Annotated in this window: 15 protein-coding genes; 7 read left to right on the top strand and 8 right to left on the bottom strand. The window is 65.5% G+C overall.

Going from position 1 to position 14,936, the window contains the following annotated elements; genetic code table 11:
* Positions 1-76 precede the first annotated feature (76 nt).
* Positions 77-868, top strand: a complete 792-nt coding sequence (locus CR917_RS21830; RefSeq protein WP_054916636.1) for a helix-turn-helix domain-containing protein — start codon at positions 77-79, stop codon at positions 866-868.
* Positions 869-1,060: 192 nt separating this feature from the next.
* On the top strand, positions 1,061-1,954 hold the full coding sequence (locus CR917_RS21825) for a PA4780 family RIO1-like protein kinase (protein WP_043860953.1): 894 nt from the start codon (positions 1,061-1,063) through the stop codon (positions 1,952-1,954).
* A 4-nt stretch (positions 1,955-1,958) separates the two neighbouring features.
* Here the strand turns inward: CR917_RS21825 and cueR are convergent, their stop codons facing one another.
* From cueR to CR917_RS21810, 3 genes are read right to left on the bottom strand one after another with little or no spacing between them, the layout of a single operon-like run.
* Entirely contained in the window at positions 1,959-2,360 is a 402-nt protein-coding gene (gene cueR, locus CR917_RS21820) for a Cu(I)-responsive transcriptional regulator (protein ID WP_043860954.1), read from the bottom strand.
* Positions 2,357-4,759, bottom strand: coding sequence for a heavy metal translocating P-type ATPase (locus CR917_RS21815; RefSeq protein WP_104572951.1), 2,403 nt, complete (start codon positions 4,757-4,759; stop codon positions 2,357-2,359). Before CR917_RS21815 ends, cueR begins: the two co-directional genes overlap by 4 nt.
* 54 nt (positions 4,760-4,813) lie before the next feature.
* Entirely contained in the window at positions 4,814-5,200 is a 387-nt protein-coding gene (locus tag CR917_RS21810; protein WP_054916634.1) for a hypothetical protein, read from the bottom strand.
* Between the two features lie 136 nt (positions 5,201-5,336).
* Between CR917_RS21810 and CR917_RS21805 the strand changes: the two genes are divergently transcribed.
* Together CR917_RS21805 and CR917_RS21800 are read left to right on the top strand one after the other, a co-directional pair.
* Positions 5,337-5,537 carry a heavy-metal-associated domain-containing protein gene (locus tag CR917_RS21805; RefSeq protein ID WP_043860957.1) on the top strand — a complete coding sequence of 67 codons (201 nt, stop codon included), beginning with the start codon at positions 5,337-5,339 and terminating at the stop codon, positions 5,535-5,537.
* Positions 5,538-5,789: 252 nt separating this feature from the next.
* Positions 5,790-6,971 carry a multidrug effflux MFS transporter gene (locus tag CR917_RS21800; RefSeq protein WP_104572950.1) on the top strand — a complete coding sequence of 394 codons (1,182 nt, stop codon included), beginning with the start codon at positions 5,790-5,792 and terminating at the stop codon, positions 6,969-6,971.
* Here CR917_RS21800 and CR917_RS27490 read toward each other — a convergent pair.
* Positions 6,955-7,119: a sensor domain-containing protein gene (locus CR917_RS27490; RefSeq protein WP_116052671.1), complete on the bottom strand. Its 165-nt coding sequence runs from the start codon at positions 7,117-7,119 to the stop codon at positions 6,955-6,957. The genes CR917_RS21800 and CR917_RS27490 overlap by 17 nt on opposite strands.
* A gap of 114 nt (positions 7,120-7,233) precedes the next feature.
* Entirely contained in the window at positions 7,234-8,247 is a 1,014-nt protein-coding gene (locus tag CR917_RS21795) for a zinc-binding alcohol dehydrogenase family protein (protein WP_043860959.1), read from the bottom strand.
* 113 nt (positions 8,248-8,360) lie between these two features.
* On the opposite strand from CR917_RS21795, the gene CR917_RS21790 reads away from it, so the two are divergent.
* Positions 8,361-9,281 (top strand): LysR family transcriptional regulator, encoded by a 921-nt coding sequence (locus tag CR917_RS21790; RefSeq protein WP_043860960.1) that lies wholly within the window; start codon positions 8,361-8,363, stop codon positions 9,279-9,281.
* Positions 9,282-9,637: 356 nt separating this feature from the next.
* Positions 9,638-10,366, top strand: a complete 729-nt coding sequence (locus CR917_RS21785) for a helix-turn-helix transcriptional regulator (protein WP_043860961.1) — start codon at positions 9,638-9,640, stop codon at positions 10,364-10,366.
* Positions 10,367-10,424: 58 nt separating this feature from the next.
* On the opposite strand, the gene CR917_RS21780 is transcribed toward CR917_RS21785, so the two are convergent.
* The gene (locus CR917_RS21780; RefSeq protein WP_054916632.1) at positions 10,425-11,378 is read right to left on the bottom strand and encodes an adenosine deaminase; all 954 of its coding nucleotides are present in this window, start codon (positions 11,376-11,378) and stop codon (positions 10,425-10,427) included.
* 146 nt (positions 11,379-11,524) lie between these two features.
* Between CR917_RS21780 and CR917_RS21775 the strand changes: the two genes are divergently transcribed.
* The gene (locus CR917_RS21775) at positions 11,525-12,610 is read left to right on the top strand and encodes a calcium:proton antiporter (RefSeq protein WP_043860963.1); all 1,086 of its coding nucleotides are present in this window, start codon (positions 11,525-11,527) and stop codon (positions 12,608-12,610) included.
* 4 nt (positions 12,611-12,614) lie between these two features.
* On the opposite strand, the gene CR917_RS21770 is transcribed toward CR917_RS21775, so the two are convergent.
* On the bottom strand, positions 12,615-13,970 hold the full coding sequence (locus tag CR917_RS21770; protein ID WP_104572949.1) for an 8-oxoguanine deaminase: 1,356 nt from the start codon (positions 13,968-13,970) through the stop codon (positions 12,615-12,617).
* Positions 13,971-14,085: 115 nt separating this feature from the next.
* Positions 14,086-14,772, bottom strand: a complete 687-nt coding sequence (locus tag CR917_RS21765) for an SDR family oxidoreductase (protein WP_043860965.1) — start codon at positions 14,770-14,772, stop codon at positions 14,086-14,088.
* Positions 14,773-14,936 lie beyond the last annotated feature (164 nt).

Here is a 14,936-nt window from a genome sequence, read left to right as displayed (position 1 = left end):
TGCGAATCATCTTGTAATAACGAAGCGGCAGGCTAACCTGTGGCCATTCTTCCGTCTCGCGACACAAGGCCAAGCGATGCCGAGTAACGGACAAAATCTGCTGCCACGCCCAATCCCGCTGCTCGATGCCCTGCCGCGGCCACTGTATGCGCGTGCCGAAAGCCTGGGGGCCGGCTCGTGGACGCCGCGTCATCGACACGACTGGATACAGTTTTCCTATGCGATCAGCGGGGTGCTGGGGGTGTACACCGCCGAGGGCAGTTTTTTTGCACCGCCGCAGTGGGGCGTGTGGATACCGGCCGGGGTGGAGCATGAGGTGATTACCTCGACCCGCGCCGAAATGCGCAGCCTGTATGTGCGTCAGGCCGATGCAGCGTGGGCCGGGCCGCGCTGCCGGGTGCTGGAGGTGACGCCGCTGGCCCGTGAGCTGATCAAGCAGTTCTGCCTGTTCCCGGTGGATTACGCCGAAGGCGAGAGCCCCGAGGCCCATCTGGTGCAGGTGCTGCTGGAGCAGTTGCAGGGGCTGCCGGAGGTGGGTTTTTCGTTGCCGCTGCCGCAGCACCCGCGCCTGCTCGAGGTGTGCAATGCATTGCTGGCGCACCCGGAGCGGGACGCCGGCCTGGCCTATTGGGCCGAGCGCCTGGGGCGTTCGCAGAAGACCCTGATGCGTTTGTTTCAGCGCGAGACGGGGCTGAGCTTTCGCGGCTGGCGCCAGCGCATGCGCCTGCTGTCGTCGCTGCAGGCGCTGGAGCAGGGGCAGAGTGTGACCCAGGCGGCGCTGGGTTGCGGCTATGAGTCGACGTCGGCGTTCATCGTGGCGTTCAAGGGCTTGTTCGGGGCAACGCCGGGGGAACTGTTCAGGCAGTGAGTGTCTGCCATGTCCGGGAAGCCAGGGGGCACTCGGTGCAGGCGGGATTAAATTATTTGGACATTATCGGGTCCACTTCCTTTGAGGGCCTTGTTGTATCGTGAGCGCGCATCTGGCTCATGGCTGTGAGACGATGGCCGGCAACCCGTGATACCCGTGTGTTTGGCAAAACAGGACCCAGAACAAAAGCCGATGAAGACTCCAAAACGCATAGAACCACTGATAGAAGACGGGCTGGTCGATGAAGTCATCCGACCCCTGATGAGTGGCAAGGAAGCCGCGGTGTACGTGGTGCGGTGCGGTACCGAGCTGCGCTGCGCCAAGGTCTACAAAGAGGCCAACAAGCGCAGCTTCCGTCAGGCCGCCGAATACCAGGAGGGCCGCAAGGTGCGCAACAGCCGCCAGGCGCGGGCCATGGCCAAGGGCTCCAAGTATGGGCGCAAGGAGGCCGAGGAGGCCTGGCAGAATGCCGAGGTGGCAGCCCTGTTTCGCCTGGCCAGTGCCGGCGTGCGGGTACCCAAGCCGTTCGACTTTCTCGATGGCGTGCTGTTGATGGAGCTGGTGTCCGATGCCCATGGCGATGCGGCGCCACGCCTGAACGACGTGCACCTGGAGGCCGATCAGGCCCGCGAGTACCACGACTTCGTGATCCGCCAGATCGTGCTGATGCTGTGCACCGGCCTGGTGCATGGCGACCTGTCGGAATTCAACGTGCTGCTCGGCCCTGACGGCCCGGTGATCATCGACCTGCCCCAGGCGGTGGATGCGGCCGGCAACAACCATGCGTTCAGCATGCTCGAGCGCGATGTGGGGAACATGGCAGGGTACTTCGGCCAGTTTGCCCCGGAGCTCAAGGCCACCCGCTACGCCAAGGAAATGTGGGCGTTGTACGAGGCCGGCGAGCTGACTCCGGAAAGCCCGCTGAGCGGGCAGTTCGCGGAGGACGAGCACAGCGCCGATGTCGACGGGGTGATGCGCGAGATCGAAGCGGCGCGCCTGGACGAGGCGCGCCGGCAGGCTGCACGCGCCGAGGCGGAGAACGGCCCGGCCAAGGCCGAGGAACCGCCACCGCCATGGATGCAGTAACGCGCTAGTGACAGCAGCTGCCGGCTGCCAGGTCCTTGAGGATCGGGCAGTCGGGGCGATCGTCCCCCTGGCAGTGGGCGACCAGCTCGCTCAGCGTATCGCGCAGGCTCACCAGCTCGTCGATGCGCCGGTTCAGGTCAGCGATATGCTCGTTGGCCAGGGCTTTCACGTCGGCGCTGGCGCGCTGGCGGTCCTGCCACAAGGTCAGCAGTTTGGCCACTTCCTCCAATGAAAACCCCAGGTCTCGCGAGCGCTTGATGAATGCCAGCGCGTGCAGGTCGTCCTGCTGGTAGAGGCGGTAGCCACTGTCGCTGCGCGAGGCCGGCTTGAGCAGGCCGATGGACTCGTAATAGCGGATCATCTTGGCGCTCAGGCCGGTACGTTTGGCGGCTTGTCCGATGTTCATGGGGCATCGTCCTGTGGCGGCGTTTGCGGTTTCCAGGTTTTGAGCAGCAAGGCGTTGCTGACCACGCTGACGCTCGACAGGGCCATGGCCGCACCGGCCAGCACCGGGTTGAGCAGGCCGAAGGCCGCCAGCGGAATACCGATCAGGTTATAGATGAAGGCCCAGAACAGGTTCTGGCGGATCTTGGCGTAGGTCTTGCGGCTGATCTCCAGGGCGGCCGGTACCAGGCGCGGGTCGCCGCGCATCAGGGTGATGCCGGCGGCCTGCATGGCCACATCGGTGCCGCCACCCATGGCGATGCCGATGTCGGCGGCGGCCAGGGCCGGCGCGTCGTTGATGCCGTCACCCACCATCGCTACCACACCCGATTTCTTCAGTTCGAGAACAGTGGCGGCCTTGTCGGCTGGCAGCACCTCGGCGTACACGTCATTGATGCCAAGGGCCTGGGCCACCACCTTGGCGCTACCGCGGTTGTCGCCGGTCAGCAGGTGGCTGCTGATGCCCTGTTGGCTCAGCTGGCGTACGGCGGCGTCTGCGCCAGGCTTGAGGCTGTCGCCGAAGGCGAACAGGCCCAGCACCCGTGGTTGCGCACCGCGCTCGATCAGCCACGACAAGGTGCGCCCCTCGGCCTCCCAGGCCTGGGCGCTGGTGGCGAGTTCACCCGGTTGCAGGCCGCTTTCTTCCAGCAGGCGACGGTTGCCCAGGGCCAGATCGCGGCCATTGAGGTGGCCGGCGATGCCGCGGCCGGTCAGCGATTGGCTGTCGTCGATGTCGGGTACGGTCAGGCCCTGCTCCTGGCAGGCATCCAGTACCGCCTTGGCCAGCGGGTGTTCGCTGCCGCGTTGCAGGGCGCCGGCCAGTTGCAGCAGTTCGCCTGCCTCGATGCCCTGGGCCTTGCTGTGAACGATGCGCGGGCTGCCGGAAGTGAGGGTGCCGGTCTTGTCGAACACCACGCGGTTGACTGCATGGGCACGCTCCAGCGCTTCGGCGTCCTTGATCAGGATGCCGTGGCGCGCGGCCACGCCGGTACCGGCCATGATCGCGGTGGGTGTGGCCAGGCCCAGGGCACAGGGGCAGGCGATGACCAGCACGGCCACGGCATTGATCAGCGCGGTTTCGATTGGCGCGCCGGCAAGCCACCAGCCGACCAGGGTTGCCAGGGCCAGCACCAGCACGGCTGGCACGAACACCTGGCTGACCCGGTCCACCAGTTTCTGGATGGGGGCCTTGGCGGCCTGGGCGTCTTCGACCAGGCGGATGATGCGCGCCAGCACGGTTTCAGTACCCAGAGCCAGCACACTTACCAGCAGGCGGCCTTCGCCGTTGATGGCGCCGCCGGTCACGCGGTCGCCCGGCTGCTTGGGCACGGGCAGGCTTTCGCCGCTGATCAGGGCTTCGTCGGCATGGCTCTGGCCCTCGATCACCTCACCGTCCACCGGGAAGCGTTCGCCAGGCAGCACGCGCACCAGGTCATGCAGGCGCAGGGCGCTGATGGGTACGTCGCGCTCCTGGCCGTCGATCACCTGCAGGGCGCGCTCAGGGCGCAGGGCTTCGAGGGCGCGGATGGCACTGGCGGTCTGGCGCTTGGCGCGGCTTTCCAGGTACTTGCCCAGCAGCACCAGGGCGATGACCACCGCCGAGGCTTCGAAATACAGGTGCGGCATGCTGCCTGTAGTGGCCCGCGCCCATTCGTACAGGCTCAGGCCGTAACCGGCGCTGGTGCCCAGGGCTACCAGCAGGTCCATGTTGCCGGCCCCGGCACGTACCGCCTTCCAGGCCGCGACATAGAAGCGTGCGCCCAGGATGAACTGCACGGGGGTGGCCAGTACGAACTGTGCCCAGGCCGGCAGCATCCAGTGGATGCCGAAGGGCTGCAGCAGCATCGGCAGCACCAGCGGCAGGGCCAGCAGTATGGCCAGGCCGACCGACCAGCGCTCCTTGCGCAGGCGTCGCTCGGCGTCGGCCTGGTCGGCCTTGCCCGCTTGCGGCAGGCTGGCCGTGTAACCTGCCTGGGTCACCGCGTCGATCAGTAGCGCGCTGTCGACCTGCCCCAGCAGCTCGATGTGCGCGCGCTCGTTGGCCAGGTTGACGCTGACCCGCTGTACGCCGGGCACCTTGTTCAAGGCTCGCTCCACGCGCCCGGCACAGCTGGCGCAGGTCATGCCGCCAATCTGCAGTTCGAGGCTCTGGGCGGGCACGCTGTAACCGGCCTGGCTGACGGCGTCGACCAGTGCCGGCAGGGCGTCGGCAGGGGCTTGCACCCGGGCGTGTTCGGTGGCGAGGTTGACGCTGACGTGTTCGGCGCCGGCGACTTTGCGCAGGGCGCGCTCGACACGACCGGCGCAGCTGGCGCAGGTCATGCCTTGAATCGGCAGATCGAAGGTGGTTGATGCGGACATGGGGCTCTCCTCCTTGGACAGGCGCCAAGCATCAACCTTACCCCATTGGCAAGGTCAATAGCCCAGAGCGGCCTTCTTCAGGCTGAGGCCATTGTTGTCCATGACGATGCGGTACTTGTTGACCTGGCCCGCCAGTACGTTGATTCGCGTGCTGCGCTGGTTCTCGATGCCGTTGTTGCAGCCCGGTGCCTGCCCGGGAAGCAGGCGCAGGCGCACGTTCACCGGGCCGCCCGGCAGGTTGAACGAGGTGGAGTGTTCCTGGAACAGTCGCGCCGACAGCTGGTCGTTGAGATAGATGCCGATCTCGCAGGACGTGGCGACCTCCAGACGCTCGCGGGAAATGATCAACACGCTGTAGTCCGACGGCCCTTCGGCGCTGGCCAGGGGCACGATGCTGCACAACCCGAGCAAACCGATAAGGCCCAATGCTGCCCTGCCCATGAATGAATCTCCTGCTGATCGTTCGACAAGGGCGCAGCTTGGCCGAGCTTGGCGCGGATTTCCAGTTCGGCATGCACTTGACCTTGCCCCGATGGCAAGCTTGAGACTGCGCTCAAATCCCAAGGAGGTAGTTCCCATGCAAGTATTCACTGTTCAAGGCATGACCTGTGGCCACTGTGTGAAGGCCGTGACCCGTGCGGTACAGAGCCAGGATGCACAGGCCATCGTAGAGGTGGACCTGGCCAGCAAGCAGGTGCGCGTCGACAGTTCGCTGCAGGCGCCGCAGATCGTGCAGGCGATTGTCGATGAGGGTTACAAGGCCGAGCTTGTGGCCTGAACAAGCCGGTAGCCGCTTCGCCTGTAGGAGCCAGCCTTGCTGGCGAACCGGCGCGAAGCGGCTACCGACCCTGCATGGGCGGTGTGTCTGCTGCACTGTGCATTCCGGTGTGCGAGCGCTGCGCGCTCGATCCCCGGCAAGGCCGGCTCCAACAAGGGGCGCACGTGCCAGCGAATTCGGCAAAAGATTCGCGGCTTATCCATGGCAGCCCGGTTAGACTAAGGCACTTGCTTAGCCTGCTATGGATTCCCGATGAACCTGCGCACCATCCTGATCCTCGGCGCACTCAGTGCGTTCGGGCCGTTGGCGATCGATTTCTACTTGCCCGGCTTCCCGGCAATGGCCCTGGCCTTTGCGACCGACGAAAAACACATCCAGACCACCCTGGCGGCCTATTTCCTGGGCCTGTCGCTGGGGCAGCTGGCCTATGGCCCGGTGGCCGACCGCTTCGGTCGACGCATTCCGCTGCTGGTCGGGGTGACCCTGTTTACCCTGGCGTCGCTGGCCTGTGCCTTTGCACCGAGCCTGGACGCCCTGATCGCCGCGCGTTTTGTACAGGCCCTGGGTGGTTGCGCAGGGATGGTGCTGTCACGGGCCATCGTCAGCGACAAGTGTGATGCAGTGGCTTCGGCCAAGGTGTTCTCGCAACTGATGCTGGTGATGGGCCTGGCGCCGATCCTTGCCCCGATGCTGGGCGGGGTGCTGGTCAACCTGTATGGCTGGCAGTCGATCTTCCTCGCGCTCACCCTGTTCAGCGCCGGCTGTACGCTGGCCGTTGCCCTGGGCCTGCCGGAGAGCCTGCCTTCCAACCAACCACGCCAGCCGCTGTCGGGGGCGTTGCGCCAATACGGGCGCCTGCTCAAGGACCGCGTGTTCATGGGGCATGCACTGACCGGCGGCATCGCGATTGCCGGCATGTTCGCCTATATCGCCGGGTCGCCCTTCGTGTTCATCAAGCTTTATGGGGTACCGGCCGAACATTACGGCTGGCTGTTCGGCAGCAATGCGGCGGGCTTCATCCTGGTGGCGCAGGTGAATGCGCGATTGCTGGCCAAGCGTGGGCCTGCCTTTTTGCTGGCCCGCACGGTGTGGGTATACCTGGCGGCCGGGCTGGTGCTGCTGGGAATCAGCGCGCTGCATACGCAGGCGCTGTGGCCGTTGCTGGTGCCGCTGTTCGTGTGCATTGCCAGCCTTGGCTGCATCATCCCCAACGCCTCGGCCTGCGCCATGAGCGGGCAGGGTGCCCGCGCCGGCAGTGCATCGGCGTTGCTGGGGTGCGTGCAGTTCAGCGTGGCGGCGGGTGCGGCTGCCCTGGTGGGAGTGCTGCATGACGGCAGCGCGCTGCCGATGGCGCTGGTCATCAGCCTGTGCGGTACGGCGGCAGTGGGCGTGGCTATGTTGACCCGACGCCTGCAGCTCAGCCGACCTGCTTGAGCGGGTGCGGGGCCCGCAAGCGTTGTTGCAGGGTGTCGACAAAGGCGCGAGCCTCGGCCTCACTGCGAAAGCTGACCACATGCTGGTCGAGCTGAACCTGCCACGGGCACCCGGGTTTGCGGGCTGATGCACTGACGATAATCTTCATCGCTGCCTACCTGTGTGGTTGGGTAAATGCAGCAGCATTGTAGCGCCGCGACCGGGCCCCGGCATGACCGGCGTCAGTGTACTGACTGACGGTCATGCCGGGGCCCGGAGGGGCTCAGAACCCTTCCAGCACGATCTTGCCCTTGGCTGCACCGCTTTCGAGCAGCGCATGGGCCCGGCGCAGGTTGGCTGCATTGATCGGGCCGAAATGCTCGCCCAGGGTGGTCTTGAGGGTGCCTGCGTCGATCAGCTCGGCCACGCGGTTGAGCAGCGTGTGCTGCGCCTGCATGTCGGCGGTTTCGAACAGCGAGCGGGTGTACATGAATTCCCAGTGCAGCGACAGGCTCTTGCGCTTGAGCTTGGTCACGTCCAACTGCTTGGGGTCGTCGATCAGCGCCAGCTTGCCCTGCGGGGCGAGTGCCTCGACCAGCTGGTCCAGGTGCTGGTCGGTCTGCGTCAGGCTGGCAACGTGGGTAACGCTATCGATACCCTGCGCCTTCAGGGCCTGGGCCAGGGGCTGACGGTGATCGACTACCACATCGGCGCCCAGCTCCCTTACCCAGGCCTGGGTTTCGGGGCGTGAAGCGCTGGCGATGACCTTGAGCCCGGTCAGTTGGCTGGCCAGTTGAGTCAGGATCGAGCCGACGCCGCCGGCGCCACCGACGATCAGCAGGCTCTGGCCCAGGTCGGCCTTGCCTTCGGCGATCTGCAGGCGTTCGAACAGCAGCTCCCAGGCGGTAATGGCGGTCAGCGGCAATGCGGCGGCTTCGGCGAAACCCAGGGTTCGGGGCATGTGCCCGACGATGCGCTCGTCGACCACGTGCAGCTCGCTGTTGCCCCCGGCGCGGGCGATGGAGCCTGCGTAGTAGACCTTGTCGCCAGGCTGGAACAGGCTGACCTCGCTGCCCACCGCCTTGACCACACCGGCAACGTCCCACCCCAGCACCTTGGCCACGCCGGCCTCGGGTTGCACGTTCTGGCGCACCTTGGTGTCGACCGGGTTGACCGAGATGGCGTGCACCTGCACCAGCAGGTCGCGCGGGCCAGGCTGCGGGGCGGGCAGCTCGATGTCCTGCAGCGCGGCGGGGTCGGCAATCGGCAACGATTGATAGTAGGCAATGGCTTTCATGAAGAGGTCCTTGAGGGGGGGGGAGTGCCGCCATCATCAGTGCTTTCACTTGGGGTTAAAACCCGATAAAACGGCAGATACTTTCAATTTTTTTTTGATAATGAGGCCGACAAGTGCTGCGTACCGATGATCTGCAACTGTTCGTGCGCGCCGCGGAACTGGGCAGCCTGTCGGCCGCTGCGCGCCAGCTGGACCTTTCGCCGGCAGTGGCGAGCGCAGCGCTCAAGCGCCTTGAGGCGCAATTGAAGGTGCGCCTGCTGGCCCGTTCGACGCGCAGTCTGCGCCTGACCGCTGAAGGCGAGGGGTTCCTCAACCACGCCCGGGTAGCCTTGGCCAGCCTCGAGGAGGGACGGCGGGCGTTGGCTCAGGGCCAGGCCGAGGTGAGCGGCGTGCTGCAGTTGTCGGCACCGTCGGATTTCGGACGCAATGTGCTGTTGCCTTGGTTGGACCAGTTGCAGCAGGCGCACCCATTGCTGAACGTGCGCCTGCTGCTGGGCGATCGCAATGCCGACCTGTTTCGCCAGCCGGTGGATGTGGCGCTGCGCTACGGCACCCCCGAAGACTCGAGCCTGGTGGCGTTGCCCCTGTGCCCCGACAACCGCCGGGTGCTGTGCGCCGCACCTGATTATCTGGCGCGCCATGGCCAACCGGCGACGGTTGCACAGCTGGCCGAGCACAACTGCCTGCTGTACCAGTTGGGTGGTCGTGTGCATGACCAGTGGCGCTTCAGTGACGGGGCCGCGACACAGACGGTGCTGGTGCGTGGCGACCGCTTTTGCGACGACGCCGACGTGGTACGGCGCTGGGCCGTGGCAGGTGTGGGCATTGCCTACAAGTCCTGGCTGGATGTGGCAGCCGATGTGAAGGCCGGGCGCCTCGAAGTGCTGCTGCCCGGCGTGCGGGGTGAAGCTGCGCCGCTGAATCTGCTGTGCACCCACCGGGCGCAGCTCGGCAAGCCGGTGCAGTTGCTGCGCGACGAACTCAAGGCCAGATGCCGGCACCTGCTGGAGCCGCTGCTGGCGATGACCGGCTAGGCAGGGCCGCCTGTCGGGCGCTGGATCAGGGTCATACGTTTCATTTTAGGTTGAATGACTTGTTTACCTTGGATGTAGGGCGTTGCGCGCTCATCGGCCCTTGAGCGCAACCCTCGCTCTGCAGGGAAAGCCGCCCCCATGCGGCTGTGGTGCCAGGGGCGGAAGGCCCGTCACCCGAAAGTGACCTTTGCAGAAGACCACATGGTTGCCCAAAACGGGCAATTTTGCCGGAGATAGAGGCCGTTTAAGTGCTTACAGGCCGGCATATACTTGCCCCCGCAGTCGTTACCAGCAAGAGACGTTTCCATTGCAGGGGCGGGCAAGTTACGTCTTCGGAATCCGCAGGGAGTGCAGATATGAAACCTGTAGCAAGTATCAGTGTGATCGCCAGCCTGCTGGCTGACCCCAAGCGCAGCGCCATGCTGTGGGCCTTGATCGACGGTCTGGCCCGCCCCTCCGACGAGTTGGCCAGGATGACCGGCCTGACACCTTCTTCCACCTGCGCTCACCTTGGGCGCCTGCTGGCAGGGGGGTTGCTGAAGATAGAGGCGCGCGGGCGCAAACGGTATTTTCGGCTGGCAGCCCCGGAGGTGGGCGCCGCTGTGGAGGCGCTGGCCAGTGTGCCGGTGCGCGAGCATTTTCGTCAGGGCGTGCGTGTCAGCCGGGAGGCGCCGGGGATCCCGCTGGCGATGCGCCGCGCACGCTTGTGCCGTGACCACCTGGGCGGTGAGCTGGCGGCCGACCTTTACCAGCGCTTGCAGGAGGCCAAGTGGCTGGAGCTCTGCGACCGCCAGTTGGAGGTCAGCTCGCTGGGGCGCCTGCACTTTGCCGACTTTGGCATCTTCGTCGAGGCATTGGCACTGCGCGAGGGCAGAGCCTGCAGCGCGTGCAGTTGCTGCAGCGAGTGGAGCGAGCAGCGCCCGCACCTGGGCGGGGCTCTGGGCAGCAGCCTGCTCAGGCTTTTCGTGCAGTCGGGCTGGGTGCGCATGAACGGTGACTCGCGCGCCTTGCACGTCACCCCCGCCGGGTTGCGTGAAATCCCGCTGATTGCACAGTCGCCCATGCCGTTGGCGGTGGGGGAGTAGCCGCAGGTGGCGGGCAAGGCCGACCCACCGGTGATGGGTCGACCTGCCCGCGCAGAGGTCAGGGCTTGAGCAGGCGCGCATCCAGGCTGTTCTGCGCCAGACGCCTGGCCTGGTCCTGGGTCATGCCGAGGTGGGTATGCAGGGCATGGAAGTTCTCGGTCACGTAGCCACCGAAATAGGCTGGGTCGTCCGAGTTCACCGTGACCTTCACGCCACGCTCGAGCATCTCGAGGATGTTGTGTTCGCGCATGTGGTCGAACACGCACAGCTTGGTGTTGGACAGAGGGCAGACGGTCAGCGGGATCTGTTCGTCGATGATGCGCTGCATCAGGCGCTCGTCCTCGATGGCGCGCACGCCGTGGTCGATACGCTGGATCTTGAGCAGGTCCAGGGCTTCCCAGATGTACTCGGGCGGGCCTTCCTCGCCGGCGTGCGCGACCGTCAGGAAGCCTTCGCTACGGGCGCGGTCGAACACGCGCTGGAACTTGCTGGGCGGGTGGCCTTGCTCCGAGCTGTCCAGCCCCACGGCGATGAAGGCATCGCGAAAGGGCAGGGCCTGATCGAGGGTGGCGTGGGCCTCGTCTTCGCTCAGGTGGCGCAGGAAGCTCAGGATCAGGCCACTGCTGATGCCCAGCTTGCGCTGGCCATCCTTGAGGGCTGCGCTGATGCCGGCCAGTACCACCTCGAACGGGATGCCCCGGTCGGTATGGGTCTGGGGGTCGAAGAACGGTTCGGTGTGGATCACGTTCTGTGCCTTGCAGCGCAGCAGGTAGGCCCAGGTAAGATCGTAGAAGTCCTGCTCGGTGCGCAGCACGTCGGCGCCCTGGTAGTACAGGTCGAGGAACTCCTGCAGGTTGTTGAACGCATAGGCCGCGCGCAGGGCCTCCACATCGTTCCAGGGCAGGGCGATGCCATTGCGTTCGGCCAGAGCGAACAGCAGTTCGGGCTCGAGCGATCCCTCCAGGTGCAGGTGCAATTCTGCCTTGGGCAGCGCGTTAAGCCAGTCGTACATAGCGTGTTCTCATCAAGGTGCGGTTGCGCGCCATTCTACAGCGGTTGACGAGGGGCGGCGCGAAACCTGGCCGGATGGTCCGGCAGCAGGAAACCTTCCACAGCAGCTACAGTCTCTAGCCACACCCCTGCTGTTCAAGGCCGCCGATGCTCAAGCTACTGACCCAGGAAAAGCTCTTGCTGCTGGCCGTGGTGACCGCCCTGCTGGCCTGGCCATTGGAGCCGTTGTTGCTGGGGCACGGCCATGGCGTGGCGTTGTTGGCCGGGTTCGCGCTGGTGGGGGCGATCGTGTGCGCCTCGATGCGGGTTGCACAGCATGCCGAGCTGCTGGCGGAAAAGGTCGGCGACCCCTACGGCACCATGATCCTGACCCTGTCGGCGGTCTTGGTGGAGGTGGTGATCCTGGCCATCATGATGAGCAATGAGGCTTCGCCGACGCTGGTGCGCGATACCATCTACTCGGCGGTGATGCTCGATATCAACGGGATCCTGGGCCTGGCCGCGTTGATGGGCGGGCTCAAGCACGGCGAGCAGAGCTACAACGACGATTCGGCACGCACCTACAGCGTGATGATCATGACCGCGATGGGCGTATCGATGGTGGTGCCCGAGTTCATCCCCGAAGCCCAGTGGCATCTGTATTCGGCCTTCACCATCGGCGCGATGGTGGTGCTGTATACGCTGTTTCTGCGCATGCAGGTGGGGCCGCACAGCTACTTTTTCAGCTACAGCTACCCGCAGAAGAAACGCCGCGACCCGGTGGCAGGGACGCCGGGCGGCCACAAGGCGCGATCGATCGCGATTCTGATTTCGGGGGTGGTGGTGATCGGCCTGCTGGCCGAAGTCATGTCCAAGACCCTGGACTATGGCCTGGAGGGCAGCGGAGCACCGCCGGTACTGACGGCAATCGTGGTAGCGGCCATCTCTGCCGCGCCCGAGATTCTCACCGCATTGCGCGCGGCGCTGGCCAACCGCATGCAATCGGTGGTCAACATCGCCCTGGGGGCCTCGCTGTCGACGGTGATCCTCACCGTGCCGCTGATGGAGGCCATGGCCCTGTACACCGGTCAGCCGTTCCAGATGGCCATGACCCCGGTACAGACGGTGATGATCTTCATCACGCTGATCGTCAGCGCCATCAACCTGAACGATGGCGAAACCAACGCGATCGAGGGCATGACCCACTTCGTGCTGTTCGCCACGTTCATCATGCTGGCGCTGCTGGGCCTGTAGCTGCCTAGCCGGCGATCAGTTGCGCGGCGGCCTGGCGGTGATCGGCGATCAGGCCCTTCACGTCCAGCCCTTCGATCTGGCCATCGATCACTCGCCACCGGCCGCCGACCATCACCCGGTCGGCCCGGTCGGCACCGCACAGCAGCAGGGCCGAGAGCGGATCATGGCTGCCGGAAAAACGCAGTTCATCCAGCTTGAACAGGGCCAGGTCGGCCTGCTTGCCCACGGCCAGCTCGCCGATGTCGTTGCGCCCAAGCAGTTGCGCCGAACCTCGTGTGGCCCAGCCCAGCACGCGCTCGGGGGTGATGGCCTCGGCACCGTAGCGCAGGCGCTGCAGGTACAGGGCCTGGCGGGTTTCGAGGATCATGTTGGACGCATCGTTGGAGGCCGAGCCATCCACACCCAGGCCCACTGGCGCACCCGCGTCGGTCAGTTCCACGGTGGGGCAGATGCCCGATGCCAGGCGCATGTTGGAGCTGGGGCAATGGCAGATGCCGGTGCCGGCAGCGCCCAGGCGGGCAATCTCGTCGGGGTTGAAGTGGATGCCGTGGGCCAGCCAGGTGCGCGGGCCGAGCCAGCCGACACTGTCCAGATAGTCGACCGTACGCAGGCCAAAGCGCTGCAGGCAGAAGTCCTCCTCGTCGAGGGTTTCGGCCAGGTGCGTGTGCAGGCGCACGTCCAGCTCTTGGGCCAGGGTCGCGCTGGCGCGCATGATTTCGGGCGTGACCGAGAACGGTGAGCAGGGGGCCAGGGCGATCTGGATCTGCGCGCCCGCGTCACGCTCGTGGTAGCTGTGGATAAGTCGTTGGCTGTCGGCCAGGATCACCTCGCCCTGCTGCACCGTCTGCTGCGGTGGCAGGCCACCATCGGCTTCACCCAGGCTCATGGAACCGCGGGTGAGCATGGCGCGCATGCCGAGTTTGCGCACACTCTCCACTTGTACGTCGATGGCGTTTTCCAGGCCGTCGGGGAACAGGTAGTGGTGGTCGGCAGCGGTGGTGCAGCCCGACAGCAGCAGTTCGGCCAGGGCTACCTGGGTCGCCAGCTCCAGCTTGGCCGGGGTGAGCCGGGCCCACACCGGGTACAGCGTCTTGAGCCAGGGGAACAGCGGCTGGTTGACCACCGGAGCCCAGGCACGGGTAAGGGTCTGGTAGAAGTGGTGGTGGGTGTTGATCAGGCCTGGCAGTACCACGTGCTCACGGGCATCGAAGGTTTGCTGGCAAGGTGTGGCGGGGGTTTGGCCGAGGCCGAGGACTTCGCGGATGATGCCGCCTTCGAGCACCAGGCCGCCACGGGCGTCGAGGGTGTTGGCGGTAAAGATGGCAAGCGGGTTTTTCAACCAGATACGGGTCGCAGGCATGGTGCCGGCTCCTCTGAAAGTGGGTTCAGGTTAGCCAGCTCAGTGTTGCCCTGTCTGCTGATCCAGGTCCGCCGCGGTGGGCGAAGGGCCGAGTCTACACCCACCGCGCGTCAGATCACCAGATCAGTTTTTCGCCCTTGTAGTTGATGAAATGCAGGCCACCCTTGCCGCTGTTGAGGGTGACCTGTTCAACCATCCCGCCCGTGCTGGTAGGCACGTCGATTTCAGCGCCTTCGCCGCCCATGTCGGTCTGGACCCAGCCCGGGTGCATGGCCAGCACGGTCAGGCCGGTGTCGCCCAACTGCACGACGAAGCTGTTGATCATGGAATTGAGCGCCGCCTTGCTGGCCTTGTACAGGGCCAGGTCGGGCGCGTCGGGGATGCTCACGCTGCCCAGCACCGAGCTCATGAAGGCGATCACCCCACCCTTGTCGTTGAGCTGCGGGCTCAAGCGCTGCGCCACGCGAATCGGCGCGACGCTGTTGGTCATGAACAGTTCGCCGATATCCGCCAGTTGTACCCGCTCCGGGTTCTGGTCATCAGGGCCCTTGACCCCCGCATTGACGAACAGCAGGTCGAAGGTCTGACCCTTGAGGCGCGCCTGCAGTGCATCGAGCTGATCGGTGCTGTTCATTTCCAGGGTCTCGACCTGTACGCCGGGCACCGCGGCCAGCGCAGGGGCCCTGGCAGGGTCCCGAACGGTGGCGGTCACGTTCCAGCCCTGCTCGCGCAGGCGCTGCACAAGGCCAAGGCCCAGGCCACGGGATGCGCCAATGATCAGTGCGGTTTTGGGGGCGGTCATGGGATAACTCCGTACAGGTGGGCAGAGGATACGCAGCGTAGCATGGCCTGGAGGCTGCTCATAAAATGATCAATCGACGCTGAGCATTGGCCGGCAGGCCTTTGGCGCAGGCGCTCACGGTTTATCCACAGCTTGCTCCACAGTATTTGTGTGCAAGCGCCAGG

It is taken from the genome of Pseudomonas sp. BRM28, assembly GCF_002939405.1.
GTDB classification, from domain to species: domain Bacteria; phylum Pseudomonadota; class Gammaproteobacteria; order Pseudomonadales; family Pseudomonadaceae; genus Aquipseudomonas; species Aquipseudomonas palmensis.
Note: the sequence above shows the minus strand (reverse complement) of the source record. Positions and strands in the feature narration are given on the sequence as shown.